Annotated in this window: 20 protein-coding genes; 16 read left to right on the top strand and 4 right to left on the bottom strand. The window is 44.9% G+C overall.

Annotation, left to right across the window (positions count from 1 at the left end; translation table 11 throughout):
- Positions 1 to 362: 362 nt before the first annotated feature.
- Positions 363 to 2,255 carry an AAA family ATPase gene (locus AAEU32_RS06905; RefSeq protein ID WP_421969790.1) on the top strand — a complete coding sequence of 631 codons (1,893 nt, stop codon included), beginning with the start codon at positions 363 to 365 and terminating at the stop codon, positions 2,253 to 2,255.
- Positions 2,256 to 2,523: 268 nt separating this feature from the next.
- On the opposite strand, the gene AAEU32_RS06900 is transcribed toward AAEU32_RS06905, so the two are convergent.
- Entirely contained in the window at positions 2,524 to 2,919 is a 396-nt protein-coding gene (locus tag AAEU32_RS06900) for a group I intron-associated PD-(D/E)XK endonuclease (protein WP_421969789.1), read from the bottom strand.
- Positions 2,920 to 3,320: 401 nt separating this feature from the next.
- On the bottom strand, positions 3,321 to 3,782 hold the full coding sequence (locus AAEU32_RS06895) for a hotdog fold thioesterase (RefSeq protein ID WP_421969788.1): 462 nt from the start codon (positions 3,780 to 3,782) through the stop codon (positions 3,321 to 3,323).
- A gap of 221 nt (positions 3,783 to 4,003) precedes the next feature.
- On the opposite strand from AAEU32_RS06895, the gene AAEU32_RS06890 reads away from it, so the two are divergent.
- The gene (locus AAEU32_RS06890) at positions 4,004 to 4,534 is read left to right on the top strand and encodes a DUF924 family protein (protein ID WP_421969787.1); all 531 of its coding nucleotides are present in this window, start codon (positions 4,004 to 4,006) and stop codon (positions 4,532 to 4,534) included.
- On the opposite strand, the gene AAEU32_RS06885 is transcribed toward AAEU32_RS06890, so the two are convergent.
- A complete protein-coding gene (locus AAEU32_RS06885; protein ID WP_421969786.1) occupies positions 4,531 to 4,893 on the bottom strand; it encodes a SpoIIAA family protein in 363 nt (120 codons plus the stop codon). The genes AAEU32_RS06890 and AAEU32_RS06885 overlap by 4 nt on opposite strands.
- A gap of 224 nt (positions 4,894 to 5,117) precedes the next feature.
- On the opposite strand from AAEU32_RS06885, the gene lexA reads away from it, so the two are divergent.
- The 5 genes from lexA to AAEU32_RS06860 all read left to right on the top strand — a co-directional run bounded on the left by lexA (position 5,118) and on the right by AAEU32_RS06860 (position 10,198).
- Positions 5,118 to 5,735 carry a transcriptional repressor LexA gene (lexA, locus tag AAEU32_RS06880; RefSeq protein ID WP_347391325.1) on the top strand — a complete coding sequence of 206 codons (618 nt, stop codon included), beginning with the start codon at positions 5,118 to 5,120 and terminating at the stop codon, positions 5,733 to 5,735.
- 322 nt (positions 5,736 to 6,057) lie between these two features.
- Positions 6,058 to 7,191: a cytochrome c oxidase subunit II gene (gene coxB / locus AAEU32_RS06875; protein WP_421969785.1), complete on the top strand. Its 1,134-nt coding sequence runs from the start codon at positions 6,058 to 6,060 to the stop codon at positions 7,189 to 7,191.
- Complete coding sequence (ctaD, locus tag AAEU32_RS06870; RefSeq protein ID WP_421969784.1) at positions 7,188 to 8,762, top strand: cytochrome c oxidase subunit I; 1,575 nt, start codon at positions 7,188 to 7,190, stop codon at positions 8,760 to 8,762. Before coxB ends, ctaD begins: the two co-directional genes overlap by 4 nt.
- Positions 8,762 to 9,304, top strand: a complete 543-nt coding sequence (locus AAEU32_RS06865; RefSeq protein WP_421969783.1) for a cytochrome c oxidase assembly protein — start codon at positions 8,762 to 8,764, stop codon at positions 9,302 to 9,304. The genes ctaD and AAEU32_RS06865 overlap by 1 nt, the downstream gene beginning before the upstream one ends.
- Before the next feature lie 18 nt (positions 9,305 to 9,322).
- Complete coding sequence (locus AAEU32_RS06860; RefSeq protein WP_421969782.1) at positions 9,323 to 10,198, top strand: cytochrome c oxidase subunit 3; 876 nt, start codon at positions 9,323 to 9,325, stop codon at positions 10,196 to 10,198.
- Here AAEU32_RS06860 and AAEU32_RS06855 read toward each other — a convergent pair.
- Complete coding sequence (locus AAEU32_RS06855) at positions 10,098 to 10,400, bottom strand: DUF2909 domain-containing protein (RefSeq protein WP_421969781.1); 303 nt, start codon at positions 10,398 to 10,400, stop codon at positions 10,098 to 10,100. The genes AAEU32_RS06860 and AAEU32_RS06855 overlap by 101 nt on opposite strands.
- Positions 10,401 to 10,429: 29 nt before the next feature.
- Between AAEU32_RS06855 and AAEU32_RS06850 the strand changes: the two genes are divergently transcribed.
- From AAEU32_RS06850 to AAEU32_RS06810, 9 genes are all read left to right on the top strand, one after another.
- Positions 10,430 to 11,170 carry an SURF1 family protein gene (locus AAEU32_RS06850; protein ID WP_421969780.1) on the top strand — a complete coding sequence of 247 codons (741 nt, stop codon included), beginning with the start codon at positions 10,430 to 10,432 and terminating at the stop codon, positions 11,168 to 11,170.
- A complete protein-coding gene (locus tag AAEU32_RS06845) occupies positions 11,160 to 11,666 on the top strand; it encodes a redox-active disulfide-containing membrane protein (protein ID WP_421969779.1) in 507 nt (168 codons plus the stop codon). The genes AAEU32_RS06850 and AAEU32_RS06845 overlap by 11 nt, the downstream gene beginning before the upstream one ends.
- A gap of 10 nt (positions 11,667 to 11,676) precedes the next feature.
- Positions 11,677 to 12,666 (top strand): COX15/CtaA family protein, encoded by a 990-nt coding sequence (locus tag AAEU32_RS06840; RefSeq protein ID WP_421969778.1) that lies wholly within the window; start codon positions 11,677 to 11,679, stop codon positions 12,664 to 12,666.
- 19 nt (positions 12,667 to 12,685) lie between these two features.
- On the top strand, positions 12,686 to 13,594 hold the full coding sequence (cyoE, locus tag AAEU32_RS06835) for a heme o synthase (protein ID WP_421969777.1): 909 nt from the start codon (positions 12,686 to 12,688) through the stop codon (positions 13,592 to 13,594).
- Positions 13,584 to 14,189: an SCO family protein gene (locus AAEU32_RS06830; protein ID WP_421969776.1), complete on the top strand. Its 606-nt coding sequence runs from the start codon at positions 13,584 to 13,586 to the stop codon at positions 14,187 to 14,189. Before cyoE ends, AAEU32_RS06830 begins: the two co-directional genes overlap by 11 nt.
- Before the next feature lie 150 nt (positions 14,190 to 14,339).
- On the top strand, positions 14,340 to 14,609 hold the full coding sequence (locus tag AAEU32_RS06825) for an STAS domain-containing protein (protein WP_421969775.1): 270 nt from the start codon (positions 14,340 to 14,342) through the stop codon (positions 14,607 to 14,609).
- A 19-nt stretch (positions 14,610 to 14,628) separates the two neighbouring features.
- Entirely contained in the window at positions 14,629 to 14,991 is a 363-nt protein-coding gene (locus AAEU32_RS06820) for a response regulator (RefSeq protein ID WP_421969774.1), read from the top strand.
- Between the two features lie 12 nt (positions 14,992 to 15,003).
- Complete coding sequence (locus AAEU32_RS06815; protein ID WP_421969773.1) at positions 15,004 to 17,088, top strand: chemotaxis protein CheA; 2,085 nt, start codon at positions 15,004 to 15,006, stop codon at positions 17,086 to 17,088.
- Positions 17,085 to 17,567 (top strand): chemotaxis protein CheW, encoded by a 483-nt coding sequence (locus tag AAEU32_RS06810; RefSeq protein ID WP_421969772.1) that lies wholly within the window; start codon positions 17,085 to 17,087, stop codon positions 17,565 to 17,567. The genes AAEU32_RS06815 and AAEU32_RS06810 overlap by 4 nt, the downstream gene beginning before the upstream one ends.
- Positions 17,568 to 17,586 lie beyond the last annotated feature (19 nt).

Genomic DNA, 17,586 nt, shown 5'->3' with positions numbered 1-17,586 from the left:
CCGCTTATGCTGCGACACGATTTAACGGCATTTCCATGTGCCGACAAATCTCGCTCGGCGTCGTGCCTCGCTGTCTTAGCCACGCTACGCAGCAAAAGCCGAGATCGAAAGCGCGAATTTAAACGGGGAAATCGATACCTGTAGGTCTATGTTTATAAGAATAAAATCTATTTTTATTAGCTTCAGATGTGTATCTTAAAGCTCAAGTTATTTTGAAATTTATATATGGTGAAAAGGATTTACCTGTAAGCAGGACTGGCCCCAGTTTATTTGTTAGAAGTGGTGTTCAAAAAGAATAAACCAGCTATAACAATCCGAACTCTGCGCCTTTTGATGCATTATTTTGAAAGAGAACAAGAAATATGATTATAAAAAAAGTTGAGATACCGGCAGATAGTGATGCAGGCTTAGGGAAAATAATAATGCCACGAACCGAAAACTTGGTATTGATAGCAGGGAAAAATGGTTCTGGAAAAAGCCGGATCCTTTCAAAAATAAAAGCCACTCTCACTTCAAAGCCCCGTTTGTCGATAGTTAAACATAGCAATAATGAAATAAGGACTCTGAATACCAGACTTGTGGACTTGGACAGATCAATAGAAGCTACTAGAAACGCCCTTCCTACAGATGTAAATAATCGCCATAAAAATAAGCTTAATAGGCTCGAGAGTGACAGAGAGAATATTCTGACTCAATTACAGGTCCACAAGGAAAATTTAGAATGGCCTTTTATCGAGACGTCAGAATTAGCTGAAGAGTATCAATGTGTAGACTTTGTTCCAAAGAATTTGATGCTAGTAGATTGCAATACATATAATATTGATTCGCTTAGAAATAGTGCTAGTAATTTAGAAAATGTTGGTGTCAGCCAATCTTCCAATAGTACTTTGGCAAAAATACAACATTTACAAAACCTGTGGTTTAACGCGACCCATCAGGCATCTACAGTTTCTGCTCAAAGACAAAGTGAAATAGTTGGAGATTACGAAAGGTTATGTAGTTATATTAAATCTTTTTTAAATACAGACCTTGGTAGAGATGAAAACGGTGACGCGACGATATTTGGCTTTAGGCTGGGTATGTCACGATTATCCGATGGACAAAAAGTCCTTTTACAACTCTGTGTTGCACTATTTTCTCAAGAGGCAAAACTATCAGATCTTATTATTTTCATGGATGAACCAGAAAATCACCTTCACCCGAATGCGCTAATAGAAGTGGTTGATAAATTGATGAGTGCTGTTAGGAATGGCCAGATATGGATAGCAACTCACTCAATACATCTGTTAGCACATTATGATCAAAAGCATATCTGGTATGTTGAACATGGTAGTATCAAGTTTAGTGGAAATGTTCCAGAGAGAGTACTGAAGGGGTTAATTGGTGACTCAGAGGAAGTGGAGAGGCTTTCTAATTTTCTTTCGTTGCCTTCTCAAATGGCAACGACCAAATTCTCAATCGAATGTTTACTAGAGCCTGCAACCCTTAACACAGGCAATGATGATCCACAAACAAATCAGATAATTCAATCAATACACCAACTTAAATCTGATAACCAGAAAATACGTGTTCTAGATTTTGGTGCTGGTAAAGGTAGGCTTCTGTCGACTATTTTTGATCTTACGGTAACCGAAGAGGGTGAGGTAGGAGAGTGGCTTGATTACTATGCGTTTGATCTTCCTTCTGAGGATAAAGAAGAATGTGAACAAGTCATAACTCAGGTTTACGGAAATGATCAAAACAGATACTTTGATGATGAGCAAAAATTAATTGAAAGCATTCCTGAGCATTCTATTGATATGATAATTATGTGTAATGTTTTTCATGAAATTGACCCGAGGCATTGGATAGGATTATTTGGGCCTAATTCTGCTATTAGGTCAGTTTTGGCTGATGATGGCGTGTTATTAGTAGTTGAAGATCAACTCATCCCTGTGGGTGAAAAGGCATATGAAAATGGATTCTTAGTTTTTGATAAAATTCAATTTAAAAAACTTTTTAGGATGACTGGAGATTATAAAGTTTCAGATGCAAGGGGGGATGGTAGGCTGAGAGCTCACTTCATTCCTTCCAGTGTATTGCGAAATCTTGACGCTGAATCACGAATTCTTGCAATTGAGAGCTTGCAGTATACAGCAAAGAGTAAGATCAAAGACTTACGTTCTAAAAATGCTTCTTTTAAGAATGGTAAATTGCATGGCTTTTGGACTCAACAATTAGCTAACACTCAATTATGTTTAGATGAGTTCCAATAGTGAGGCTGAAAAAAGGAAAGGTTTATAAATTCTTATACTAACCGGCATCACCAACCCCTTTACATTTGCGCTGAGCATGGTGGGGCGGGTAGCACAACGAGGCAGGACGCCGAGTTAAGTGAATCGATACACGATGTTGAGCTTCGCTGTGTGCGTGTCCTAGGAGTTCTTAGAGGAAATGGACAAGCATTTCCTCTAAGTCGTAGTCGTCGCTCCGACAAGTTCCCAACTTTAAATTTTGAAGCAGACTTTGGGAGTCGTTTTTAAACTAGATTGATTCAAAAGCTCTAACGAAGTGCTTAGGATGCTGATGAAACCTAACATTATCAGGTGAGTTTAACTTCTTTTTTCTCTGGGAAAAGGGGCGAGCTATATATCCCCAGTTACCTGTTCGAGAAAAGTAAACAACATAGTCAATTTCTGCATCGCCCCAGCGGTTATCAACTAACATAGATTCGTCATTGCTTTCTAATGACTTTACTTGAATCCTGTAGAATTCTGAGCCATCTGAGATGACGATATCCGTCTTCTGTCCATGATCAATCATGGGCATGAATACATCCCAACCGTCATTAAGTAACCAACTGGCTGTTAGAGTTTCGTATGAAAGGCTTTTGTAGTGCTTAATAGAACTTGATTTGGGCTTAATATTTTTTACAGGCATAGTGATATCCATAATTGATGCCGAATGTCAGGAAGTGGCTCCTAGAATTCGGACCAGATATGCAAGAGCATAATCCCCAATTAATATCACTATTTAAGCAATGGCTTATATCGAGTAGTAACAGATTGCCAACCTTAGCGTTAACACATAATGTTTATTAGCTATAAATACTACTTTCAGACCAAATATGGCCGTGATGTTCTGTTAAGTATTAAAGTATATCAGACTGCCACAAACTGCAATAAGTTTGAAAGCTATATAAGTTCTTTACTTTGCACAGGCGTAAGGTTTGCAATTATCATCATGTCCCTTGAACTGACATAAAGACAAAATCTAAAATCGAAGCGCCTTTCGCAAGGCCAAAGCCTCACCTACAGACAAGGCTCAGAAACAATCCCGCATTAAAGCCCTCGACCCTTGGTCTTCTCAACCACAGCCGCTGTCATCCGTGAAATACAACACAAATCACCAGCGCTGTTGTAAATCTTAATCTCCCATACCGATGAGCGGCCGCCTAGGTGCACGGGTTTGGTCACAGCTTTGAGTGTGCCGGTGCGTGACGCTTTGAGGTGGTTGGCGTTGATCTCTTGGCCGACGCAGTAGTATTTGCTGGTATCGACCACAAAGTTGGCGGCGTAGCTGGCAACGGTTTCAGCCAATACCACGTATGCGCCACCGTGGACGATGCCGATAGGGTTATATAATTCGTTGGTTACTGGCATGGTGGCAACAAGGTAATCGTCGCCGATTTCGCTTATTTCAATGCCGAGCTTGGTCATTAGGGTGCCTTTTTCACCCACGCCGAGGTCGAGCTTTTTACATAGGTCAAAATCAATCTCTTGCGCCCAAATACGCGTGCTCATAATGCTCTCCCTTGTACTGCTGATTATTGAATTAGGTTATGCACTGAGTGCAGCTAGACTCACATAGTGCGATACCAGTAAAAGGGCTGCAAGTGTTTTGGGTCTAGTTAAACACGCGATGTGAGAGGCACTGTAAACTATGCTTTAACGCAAGACTCACGAGCCAACCTCGGTTAAGATGGTTTTCAAATAAAGGTACATGGTTTTATTAAGGAGTGAATATGGACTTTCAAAGCGTGTATGACTTTTGGTTTAAAAAATGTCAGCCAGAAGATTGGTTCAACAAAAGTGATGCATTTGATGAGCAGGTAAGTGCCTTATTTACTGAGGTGCATCGTGCTGCGGCGCAAGGGGAGTTAGTGCATTGGCGCAGGTATGCGCAAGGGGCACTGTGTGAAATCATCGTGCTCGATCAATTCTCACGTAATATGTTTCGCGACACGCCACAGGCGTTCGCCTTCGATGGCTTAGCGCTTTGTTTAGCACAGCACGCAATCGCCAAAGGATTTGATCAGCAACTCAACGAACAAGAACGCCCATTTATGTACATGCCTTACATGCACAGTGAGAGCAAGGTGATCCACCAAGAAGCACAGAGGTTATTTAAACCTTTAGCTAACTATGAATTCGAGGTTGCACACAAAAAGATTATCGACCGCTTTGGGCGTTACCCACACCGCAATGCCATTCTAGGGCGTCATTCAAGTGCCGAGGAACTCGCGTTTTTGAGAGAACCCGGTAGCAGTTTTTAATCGGCTACCCAGCGTTTGGCATCGTGTAGATGCGTGTAGCCAAATGCCTTTATTTCAGCATTAATAAAGTGTGCAGCCACATGCTCACCAAACGCGCTCATAGAAGAGTCGGTCACTAGTGCCACCTTGCCTACTTTAGTGTGATGATCATGCACAAACCGTAAGTGACTTATTAAGGCGGCAAATGAGTCCCAGCCCGGAAAATCAGGGGTGGCGATGATAAGGCCTTTTAACTTACCAACACTTTGCAGATACGGGTCAATAATGCGCACCGCGGACTCAAAATCGGTTTGTGTCAGTGGTCCATGCGGTTCAAACATGGCGATGTTTTTGTCTTCATCTAGGGTTACGTTCAACATAAGCGTTTCACCTCGTGTTTATATTCAATAATGTTAGTGCAATACCAATGTTATCTGTTCAGATAAGACTCATTTCGTTGATTTAGCGCAAACAGGTTGGGTGATGACCAGTTAAAGCAATTACTACCATTTCTGTGAGGTGAGCAAATTGCCTGATTTTATTTGCGATTTTCTGACAACTGTATATACTCACAGTTAAATGTACTGTATGGAAACCCAGTTGTATGCGCCCTTTAACTAATCGCCAATCGCAAATTTTAGAGCTGATCAAAGTATTTATTAAAGACACAGGCATGCCGCCTACGCGTGCTGAAATTGCACAGACGTTAGGGTTTCGTAGTGCCAACGCCGCTGAAGAACACCTCAAAGCCTTAGCAAAAAAAGGCGTCATTAAGATGAAACCCGGTGCCAGCCGTGGTATCCAGTTGGTTGAAGAGGAAGAGCCTGAGCAACTAGGTTTGCCGTTAATTGGCCGTGTTGCTGCGGGTGAGCCTATTTTGGCGCAAGAGCACATTGAGAGTCATTGCCAAATTGACCCGCTATTGTTTAAGCCTGCTGCTGATTACTTGCTGCGTGTTGATGGTATGAGTATGAAAGACATCGGGATCATGGATGGTGATCTGCTTGCTGTGCACCGTGCGCAAGTTGCTGAAAACGGTCAAGTGGTGGTTGCCCGCGTTGGTGACGATGTCACTGTTAAACGTTTAGAAAAGGCCGGAAGAAAGGTACTTTTACACGCAGAAAACGAGGAGTTCGCTCCTATTGAGGTCGATTTAGAGCACGAATCCTTCAATATTGAGGGTTTAGCCGTAGGTGTAATTCGAAACGCCGATTGGATGTAGTTGTACCTGTAAAATTTGGCCCCCAATACGCCGTTTATTGGGGGTTTTAGACGCCTTTCCATCTTCCTGTCTCTGTTTGCTAACAGATTGAAACTCCAAAAAATATTTATTTTAAAAAGCAAAACAAAAACACGCTAATTTCTTGCTTTATGCGCAATTCTTTACTAATTGGTTATATTGCAGGCTTTGCTGGTTGCTTTTTAACCGCTTTGTAAGAAGTAAATGTAATCGGCCAGTTCTAAGCATAATAATAACGAAGATTGGCTAGCAGTAATTGCCTTCTCTTCTCTTTTTGCGTTGCGCGTATTTAAGGAGATGGTACATGAAGAAGCTGTGCTCCCTCATGTTGCTATGCTTGTTTGCCCCGCAGTTGGCTTTTGCAAATAGTAAATATAATTTGCGCCCAGGGGTAACAGACATTAGCGAAAATGTTTACCAGTTACATATGACGATATTTATCATTTGTTGTGTAATTGGGGTGATTGTTTTTTCAGTCATGTTTTGGGCCTTACTCAGGCACCGTAAATCAAAAGGCGCTAAACCCGCTTCCTTCCATGAAAGCACCAAGGTTGAAATACTTTGGACTGCAATCCCATTTTTAATTCTCATTGGTATGGCGGTGCCTGCTACCAAAACCTTGATTGCGATGGAAGATACCTCCAAAGCGGATCTCACTATTAAGGTGACAGGGTCGCAATGGAAGTGGCATTACGAATACATGGGCCACGACGTAGGCTTTTATTCATTGCTCTCAACCACGCAAGACCAAATTCAAAACGCACAAGACAAGGGTGAAAACTACCTTCTTGAGGTAGACAAGCCTTTGGTGATCCCAACAGACAAAAAAGTGCGTTTCTTAATGACTTCAGACGATGTTATCCACTCATGGTGGGTTCCTGATTTTGCGGTGAAAAAGGACGCAAACCCAGGCTTTATCAATGAAGCATGGACACGCGTTAATGAGGAAGGCGTGTACCGCGGTCAATGTGCTGAGCTGTGTGGTAAAGATCATGGCTTTATGCCTGTTGTGGTAGAGGCTAAGTCACCAGAAGCATTTGATGTTTGGCTAGCCGAGCAAAAACAAGCAGTACAAGCACAAGCGCAAGCAGACGCAGCATTGCTTGACCAAACGCTTTCCCAAGAAGAGCTTATGACTACCGGTGAGCAAGTTTACATGGCTCGCTGTGCAGCATGTCACCAACCTACTGGCCTTGGTTTACCTGGGGTATTCCCAGCAATTAAAGGCAGCCCAATCGCCACTGGCGAAGTAAAAGACCATATCGACATTATCGTCAATGGTAAGCCAGGCACAGCGATGCAGGCATTCGTAAGCCAGCTCACGCTTAAAGAACTGGCAGCGGTTGTCACTTATCAACGTAACGCCTTTGGTAACGAGACTGGCGACGTTGTGCAACCAAGTGCGATTCAGGCCTTTATTGATGGGGAGGAAAAATGAGTACAGCAGCTGCAACACATGAACATCACGGGCCTGCTACGGGAATTAAACGCTGGCTCTTCACCACTAACCACAAAGACATAGGTACGCTATACCTGTTGTTCTCACTGCTTATGTTCTTAACCGGCGGTGCGATGGCGATGGTGATCCGTGCGGAATTATTTGAACCCGGCTTACAGCTGGTTGATCCGCATTTCTTTAACCAAATGACCACAGTTCACGGTTTAATCATGGTATTCGGTGCCGTTATGCCTGCCTTTACAGGCCTAGCAAACTGGATGATTCCGATGATGATTGGCGCGCCAGACATGGCTTTGCCACGCATGAATAACTGGAGCTTCTGGATCTTGCCATTTGCCTTTGCAATCTTGCTGCTTTCATTATTCATGGAAGGTGGTGGTCCGGCATTTGGTTGGACGTTCTACGCACCATTGTCAACGACTTACAGTAACGACAATACGGCACTGTTCGTTTTCGCTGTGCACATCATGGGTATTAGCTCGATTATGGGTGCGATAAACGTGATTGTAACCATAGTGAATTTACGTGCACCGGGTATGACGTGGATGAAGCTACCGTTATTTGTTTGGACATGGCTTATCACCGCGTTCTTACTGATTGCGGTAATGCCAGTACTGGCTGGTGCGGTCACCATGGTACTGACCGATAAATACTTTGGTACTGATTTCTTTAATGCCGCTGGGGGCGGTGATCCTGTCATGTTCCAGCATATCTTCTGGTTCTTTGGTCACCCAGAGGTATACATCATGATTCTACCTGCGTTTGGTATTATCTCGACGATAGTCCCGACCTTCTCGCGTAAGAAATTATTCGGTTATGCATCTATGGTGTACGCAACAGCATCCATTGCCCTGTTGTCATTTGTAGTGTGGGCGCACCACATGTTCACCACAGGCATGCCGCTGGCCGGGGAGTTGTTCTTTATGTACTCCACCATGCTGATATCTGTGCCCACAGGGGTGAAGGTGTTCAACTGGGTAGCGACCATGTGGCGAGGATCCATTAGTTTCGAAATACCCATGATGTTCTCCATTGCCTTTATTGTGCTGTTCACGCTGGGGGGCTTCTCAGGGTTGATGCTGGCAATTACGCCTGTGGATTTCCAATACCATGATACTTACTTCGTAGTAGCTCACTTCCACTACGTATTGGTAACTGGTGCGGTGTTCTCCATCATGGCAGCGGCTTATTACTGGTTACCTAAGTGGACAGGGCACATGTACAACACCACATTGGCAAAGTGGCACTTCTGGATGTCGCTTATCAGTGTAAATGTGTTGTTCTTCCCTATGCACTTTGTTGGTTTGGCGGGGATGCCACGCCGTATTCCAGATTATGCGCTGCAATTTGCCGACTTCAACGCCATTATCAGTATTGGTGGCTTTGCCTTTGGCTTATCGCAATTGTTGTTTGTTGCAGTGGTCTACAAGTGCATCAAAGCCGGCGAGAAAGCGCCTGCGAAAGTATGGGAAGGTGCCGAAGGACTTGAGTGGGAAGTTGCATCACCTGCACCGTACCACACCTTTGAAACACCGCCTAAGGTGCAGTAATGAATCACGCGCCGTTATTAAAAAAACTCGTACTCAGTGTGATAGCAATGTTCGCCTTTGCTTTCGCACTGGTACCGCTGTACGACGTGTTTTGTGATGTTACTGGCCTAAATGGCAAGCCATCAATGGAACAAGCACAGCAGAGCGAGGTGGTGGATGAAGCCCGTGAAGTAACGGTCAGCTTTACCACCCATGCCCAAAGCGGTGCGCCTTTCATTGTTGATGCACAAATACAAGAAGTTGTGGTTAAGCCAGGGGAAATGAGTGTTGTCACTTTCTCTGCGGCGAACACCGCAAACGAAGCGCGGGTGATGCAGGCTATTCCGTCTGTATCTCCGGGCCTTGCAGCGAAGTACTTACACAAGCTGGCTTGCTTTTGCTTTGATCAGCAAACAATGCAAGCCAATGAAAAACAAGAATATCAATTAAGGTTTTATGTCGATCCAGCGTTACCTCCTGAATATGAGGAGCTGACGTTGTCATACACGCTTTTTGATATCAGCGCTAAACACCCCGAAGCACTGGTGGCGTCGGCGCGATAACCCAAATGAGGCATAAATATGAGTGAACAGTATGAAAAATACTATGTGCCGGCCCAGAGTCCATGGCCAATAGTCGGTGCAGTGGCGATGTTCTTTATCGCCGCAGGAGCTGGGTTAACGGTAATGCAGCTCGAACAAGAAGGCAGTTCAGGAACCTATATGCTGTTAGCAGGTATAGCAGTGTTGCTATATATGCTGGTGGGTTGGTTTAAGAATGTGATCAGTGAATCTCATGATGGGCTTTATTCACCGCAAATGGATCGCTCTTTCAAACAGGGCATGAGTTGGTTCATCTTCTCAGAGGTCATGTTCTTCGCCGCCTTCTTTGGCGCACTCTTCTACGCTCGCATGTTGGCCGTGCCATGGTTAGGTGGTGACGGTAATAACGTGATGACAGGTGAAGTGCTGTGGCCTGAATTTACGTCAACGTGGCCGCTAGAAAGCACACCTGGAGGTACCACGACTCAAGCCATGGGCTGGCAAGGCTTACCACTGATTAACACCATTATTCTTCTGGTGTCGTCGGTGACGCTCCATTATGCCCATGTCGCGATGGAAAAAGATAATCGCGGACCGCTTAAGCTGTTTCTCTTTTTGACCATTGCCTTAGGTGCGGTGTTCTTGGTGTTACAAGGCTACGAATACGCACATGCTTATAATGACTTGGGCTTAAAGCTTGATTCGGGCATTTACGGCAATACCTTCTTCTTGCTCACCGGATTCCACGGTATGCACGTGACCCTAGGGGCCATCATGCTCACCGTGATGTTCATCCGTGTATTGAAGGGGCACTTTAGCAGTGAAAAGCACTTCGCATTTCAGGCGGCAGCGTGGTACTGGCACTTTGTTGATGTAGTGTGGCTGTGTCTGTTCGTGTTTGTGTATGTGTTGTAATAGGTGATGGGTTAAAGCGCAGCAGCCCAAATTGCTGCGCAACTAAAATAACAATAAGGACGAGCGCACACAGTGCGACTCGCTTCCCTAAAAAATGAGACATTGGCACTTTGTTATCGGATTTTACCATGGCTAATAGCGCCCTAAAGAGGGTGTAAATGACGTATAGCAACAGCGCGATAATTATAATTTTAATAAGCACAGTTTGGATGCTCCGAGGTTGGTGGTTGAGTGTTTACAGGTAAGCTTAGCGCAATTTTATGGTCAGGTCTGGTTATCCTTGCGGTAACCGTCTGTACTAGCTTGGGTTTTTGGCAGCTAGAACGTGCCGACCAAAAGCAACAGCGTCAACAAATGCTCGATGCATGGTCTGAGCGTGGGGTGTTATCGTTTGCCGACGCGATGCGTTTTGTGCAACAAGGTGATGCAACAGGCCTGCAAGTGAGACTAAGTGGCGAGGTGCATCCTCAATACTGGCTGCTTGATAATCAAGTGTACGAAGGCAAGGTGGGATATGATGTAATCGCGCTTATTTTACCTCAAGGCTCTAGCCATTGGTTAGTAACTAATCTTGGTTTTGTGCGTGCTCCCACACTGCGTACCGAGCTACCCAATGTAACACTTCCATCTACAATCACGTTACCGCAAGCACTTATAAAACAAGGCGAATTAGGCTCAATCACGCTTGATAATGACATTATCGACCCACTGGCAGCGTCCGGTTGGCCTAAACGTATTCAGCAAATCGATATTACCGCTATGGTTGAGCAAACCCGAAAGCCAATCCACGCGTTTATGGCCTATGCGCAAAAGCCCAATGACGTTGTAGCGGCTATTCCCCATTACCAACCTGTGACCATGACAGCACAAAAGCATCATGCCTATGCCTTGCAATGGTTTTTGATTGCCTTTGCCGCCGTGGTTATTGCATTGAGTGCTTATTGGCGTGCGAGGAGAACACATGAAGAATAATAAACCTCTCTATCTTTTCATTGGCTGCTTTTTAATTCCTCTGGTGGCTGCTGTACTGGTGTTAAAAAGTGGCTGGCTGCCCGATACCCAGAGCAACAATGGCCGCTTTTTGGGTGAACAAGTAGAAGTGCCAACGTGGCAAGATTACCCCTTATCACCATGGACCATTGCGATGGTGAATGCGCCACAATGTGATGCATGCGAGGCCCAGTGGCAAGATGTACAGTCGTTGTACGTTGCCTTGGGGAAAAACCAAGGCAAGGTGCGTTTAGCTGTATTGGGAGAAGAACCTGAAGCGGTGCAATCTGAGCACCCAACCTTGCACATATCGAGTGCACCACAGCAGTTAAAAGCAGGGAATTTATACCTTATAGATCACCATGGTTTGGTGGTTTTGGAGTATGACTATGCACCGGTAGAAGAAGAAAACCGTATGGTGCACAAAGGGTTATTAAAAGACCTTAAAAAACTATTAAATTATTCGCGCAGTAGCTAAAGAGGCCAGTATGACTAAAAATTATAAACGTCTGGTGATGGTAACGGCTTTATTAGCCGTGATGGTGGTCGCTTTGGGGGCATATACCCGTTTAAGCGATGCAGGGTTAGGTTGTCCAGATTGGCCGGGATGTTATGGCTTTTTGACCGTACCTGATCAAGCCCATGAAATTGCCAAGGCAGAGCAGAGCTTCCCAGGTTTGGAAGTGCACCAAGGCAAAGCAATGAAAGAGATGGTGCATCGCTATTTTGCGGGCACGTTGGGCGTACTGATTCTGTTTATCGCCATTTATGCGCTGCGCAATGCAAGACTGCCGCAAGTGCCACTGCGACTACCTATTGTGCTGCTCTTGCTGGTGGTCTTTCAAGCCATGCTGGGGATGTGGACTGTGACTATGAACTTGCAGCCACTGGTGGTGATGGGGCATCTGTTAGGAGGCTTTTCAATTGCTAGCTTGTTGTGGCTACTTTATTTGCGCGCCTATACCCAACCGGTATTCGGTGGCGATGCTGGAGCTAAAGCGCTCAGCGGTTGGACCATGACCGCCTTGGTGATGGTTGTGGTGCAAATAGGTCTCGGTGGGTGGTTGGCCGCTAATTACGCCGCCGCGCATTGTGTGGGTTTCCCTATGTGTGAGGGGAGCGAAGCATTCTCATTGTCTAAAGTGTTCCATTTACCAATGGAGCATGCAAATTATGAATATGGTGTGCTGTCTTACGATTCTCGTATGTCGATTCATTTGTTGCATCGCTTTGGCGCACTCATGACGTTACTTGTGGTGTGCACGGCAATGTGGCAGGTGTTTAAAGGTGCTTACTCTCGCACCATTAAAAGTGCAGTGTTGGCAGTCATTGCTGCTTTGTGTGCACAGCTGTGTTTAGGTGTGGTGTTGGTTTATATGCAAATTCCACTGTTCGTCGCACTGGCCCACAACCTTATGGCATTGGTGTTACTGCTGACCTTAGTGCGATTGTGTTATTTACAAAAAGCCAAGTGCTAGTTGGAAAAGGAGATTCATTATGAGTAAAGCAATATCTATGACGGCGGCATCGCCGCACACAACCAACTGGCGCGACTACCTCGCTATGTGTAAAGGCAAAGTGGTATTGATGCTGGTACTAACAGCATGGGTGGGAGTCGCACTTGCACCCGACATGGGGCGTTCTTGGGTGTTACAAGCAATCAGTTTGTTTGCCATCGGCCTGCTTTCTGCAGCAGCAGCGGTAATAAATCACATCGTCGACAGAGAAATCGATATTAAAATGGCACGAACTCGCCATCGTCCTGTGGCTCTAGGTAAGGTGAGTGAAGGAAAAGGGTTTGCATTCGCCGCTGTGATAGGGGCGGTGGGTTTTGTTGCCTTGGTTGCATCATCTAACTGGTTAGCGGCTGTGCTTACGTTGTTTGCCTTGGTGGGCTATGCCGTGATTTACACCATGTTTTTGAAACGCGCTACACCGCAGAACATTGTCATTGGCGGGCTTGCTGGCGCCATGCCTCCATTGCTTGGCTGGGTCAGCGAAACAGGCCAACTTGCTGCGGAACCTTGGTTATTAGTGATGATTATTTTCACGTGGACGCCACCGCACTTTTGGGCGTTGGCGATTGCGCGAGAAGCTGATTATCGTCGCGCTAATGTGCCTATGTTACCCGTTACCCATGGTATCGATTTTTGCAAAACATGCGTACTCGGTTATACCGTTATCCTCGCCTTGGTGTGTGTATTACCATATTTAATTGGCATGTCGGGACTGTTTTATCTATGCGCAAGCACCCTATTAAACGGGGTTTTTATTGCCTATGCATGGGCCCTAAAATTTGACCCTGAACACCGCAGCGCGATGACCGTTTTTAAGTTTTCTATCCTGCATTTAATGTTACTCTTTGTGGCATTATTCATTGATAAATGGGTCTTTTATGTTGCGTAAATGGGCATGGACGGCACTGTGTGCCGTATTGCTAGTTGGCTGCTCTAAAGAGGAATTGCAGGTTGATGCCTTAGTGTATGAGCCTGCAAAAGAAATAAAGCCATTTTTGTTGTATGACCAACACCAACAAGAGGTCGGGGTAAACGATCTCAACGGGCAATGGGACTTGGTGTTTTTGGGTTACACCAGTTGCCCTGATGTCTGCCCTATGACCCTTGCCAAGCTTCGTCAGGTCGAAAAGGCGATGCAAGGTAACGATGTGAATGTGTGGTTTGTCTCGGTGGATCCAAACAGAGACACTGCGCAACAGCGTCTACAGTACATCAATTATTTCAATCCTAAGTACAAAGCAGTGTCTGCGCCGCACAAACAACTTTATCCTTTTGTACAAAGTTTAGGGCTAATTTATGCAATTACTGAGGAGCAAACGGGTGATTATCTCGTTGATCACAGTGCCTCAGTCGTTTTGGTTGACCCCTTAGGAAGGATCCGGGCAATATTTAAACCAGAATATACAATAGGTTCCGTACCTACAATAAATACAAACTCGTTGATTAAAGATCTAAACGCAATCATTGACTACTACCCCAGCTAACTCAATAACCACGTGAGTTACACCTTTCCAATACGGGCTTAGATCAGCTAAGCCCCTCTTTAGTTGAAGAAAATTTAGATTATTCACTGGCATTCTAATTAACTAGGTCTAAGCTTTTTATTAGAAGAACGCAATTACAAAGCATAATTTATGTTAAAGCTGCCCAGTGAAATGACTATTTCTCAGGTCGATGCTTTGCACACTGAACTCCAGTCACAGGTACACAATGATGACAACGTATGTCTCGATATGAGCGACGTCATCAAGGCCGATAGTGCGTGTATCCAACTGCTGTGTGCACTGCAAAAGAGCCTGCAATTAGTGGACTACTCCATCGTTTGGGAAGGTTCTAGTGACGCCTTGACACAGGCGTGTAAAACGTTGGGCGTAGCAGAATATCTAGGGTTAAACGGAAATTGATAATTGTTAGAGGGTGTCTATGAAAAAGATTTTAGCTGTGGATGACTCTGCATCTATGCGCCAAATGGTCAGTTTTACACTGAAAAAGGCGGGATTTGATGTAACCGAAGCTAAGGACGGAAGCGAAGCTCTAGCTATAGCTAAACAGAACACGTTCGATGCGGTGATATCCGACGTTAATATGCCGATAATGGATGGCATAACGTTAATACGCGAGCTGCGTGGTTTAGCCGAGTATAAGTTTACTCCCCTTTTGATGCTGACCACCGAGTCAGGCCTGGATAAGAAAACAGAAGGTAAAGCCGCGGGAGCAACGGGATGGATAGTGAAACCATTCAACCCTGAGCAGCTACTTGCCGTCCTTAAAAAAGTTATTCGTTAAGAGTGTGAGCTTATGAGCATCGATCTCAGTCAGTTTTTTGAAGTGTTCTTCGAGGAAAGCTTTGAGGGTTTGGATGCTATGGAGACAGAGCTTCTTAACTTGACTCCAGGTGATACCGACAGTGAAACACTCAATACCATTTTTCGCGCTGCACACTCTATTAAAGGCGGCAGTGGTACATTTGGTTTTACTTCCGTATCTGATTTTACCCACGTATTAGAAACGCTTCTCGACCAAATTCGTCAGGGACAAAGAGAGTTAGCGGCAGATCACGTCAATCTGTTATTACAGTCTGTGGATTGTTTGCGAGAAATGCTAAGAGCACTACAAAGCGAGCAAGAACCAGATTTAACGGTAGCGTATGAATTAAAGCAAAAATTTGAAGTTATTCTGGGGCTTGAATCCAGCACCCCAGAGCCGCAAAACACCACTGATTCAACCGATCAGGGTAAAGAAACACAAACTTTTCAAATTAACTTCAAACCGCATCATCATCTATTCAAAACGGGTAATGAACCCCTATACATGATCAGCGATCTTGCTGATTTGGGACACTTAGAAGTGCATGTTGACCTCAATAGTGTTCCATCTATCGATGACATTCAAAGCGATGAATGCTTTATGTCGTGGCAGATGTTCTTACAAACCGACGCGAAAAAAGAACAGATCCACGAAGTGTTTGAATGGGTGGAAGATGACGCTGACATAGAAATTACTTTGTGTGGCGGCGTATTTTCCAAAGCCGACCAACAACAAGCACAAGAAAACATTGCTAGTGCCAATGAAGCCGTTTCTGCAGCTGCGGCCGCTGCTGCACCTGTTGCCGCTAAAGCTGTGAACAAGCCAGCGAAGAAAGCATCGAGCAGTGAATCAACGTCCATCCGAGTGGGAATCGATAAAATAGACTCCTTAATTAACATGGTCGGTGAATTGGTGATCACCCAATCAATGTTAAGCCAGTTGGGTGAGCAAGAAGTGACAGACAACACCCTTGCTGCATTGCAAGAAGGTTTAGCGCAACTTGCGCACAACACCCGAGATTTACAAGAAAATGTCATGCGTATTCGCATGTTGCCAATTAGCTTCGTATTTAGTCGTTTCCCACGTCTAGTGCGTGACATTTCGCAAAAACTGAACAAAGAAGTAGAGCTCAAAATTCTCGGTGAACATACGGAACTTGATAAAACCGTCATGGAGAAAATCTCCGATCCCATGGTGCACTTAGTGCGAAACTCACTTGATCACGGTTTGGAAACACCCGCAGAGCGAGAAGCCGCCGGCAAAGAGCCTATTGGTGTGGTCACACTCAATGCATTTCACCAAGGCGGCAATATTGTTATCGAGATTATGGATGATGGTAAGGGCCTCAATACTGAAAAAATTAAATCTAAAGCCATCGCCGCGGGTTTAGTGAACCCAGAAGATGAACTCAGTGAAGAGAAAATTCATGAGCTTATTTTTGAACCTGGCTTTTCTACTGCCGATGAAGTCAGTGATATCTCTGGCCGCGGTGTCGGCATGGATGTGGTGCGCCAGAACATTGCTGATTTGAATGGCTCAATTGAAGTTGCTTCCAGTGCGGGCGTAGGCTCTACCTTTACCATTCGTTTGCCGCTGACATTAGCAATTTTGGATGGTCAGTTAGTAAGAGTTGATAAACACACCTACATTGTGCCACTGATTTCTATTGTCGAATCATTGCAAATCGACACCTCCAAAGTGAGTACCGTGGGCAGCGGTTTGGAAGTGCTGCGCTTGCGTGATGAATACATTCCTATTTTGCGGCTATATAAAATTTTCAGCCACCCAGATGCCATTACCGAGCTCAGCAAAGCGCTGCTCGTGGTTGTCGAAAATGACAATCAAAAAGTGGGTTTGCTGGTAGATGACCTGTTGGCTCAGCAGCAAGTGGTTATCAAGAGCTTAGAGGCAAACTATCAGCGTGTTGATGGTATCTCTGGGGCCACTATTTTAGGTGACGGTCGCGTCTCGCTGATTATAGACATTGCAGGATTAATCAAACTGGTAGGTTTGAAAAAGCCAGGCTCTGCAGAGAGCGTGATTGATGCAGCGCTGCTACAAGAGGAGCAGGCATGATGGCGGAAGGAATCGATGAATATGTTGTACTGCAAAACCATCAGGGTGAGGTTCAGCAATACCTTACTTTCATGATGGCAGATGAAGAGTACGGCGTCGATATTCTTAAAGTACAAGAAATTAGAGGGTGGGAAGAAATTACAGAAATTCCCAACGCACCTGATTATATCAAGGGTGTGATTAATCTTCGCGGCACCATAGTGCCGATTATCGACTTGCGTTTACGGTTCGCGATTGAAGCGGTGGAGTATGGTCCGCTAACGGTTGTGATCATCGTCAAAGAGCACGTTGGTGATAAAGAAAAGGTCATCGGTTTAGTAGTCGATGCCGTGTCCGATGTGTACACCATAAATAATGATGAGGCACGCTCGGCACCTGAATTCCAGGACTCCAAGGATAATGAATTCATAGATAGGTTGGTAAACGTAGGAGAGAAGATGGTTATTCTGCTCGATTTACCGAAGATTTTAGACTGTTGATAAAGCATAAGCACGAATA

The organism is Pseudoalteromonas maris (genome assembly GCF_049257235.1).
In the GTDB taxonomy this organism is placed as follows: domain Bacteria; phylum Pseudomonadota; class Gammaproteobacteria; order Enterobacterales; family Alteromonadaceae; genus Pseudoalteromonas.
This window is presented reverse-complemented; position numbering and strand designations above follow the sequence as displayed.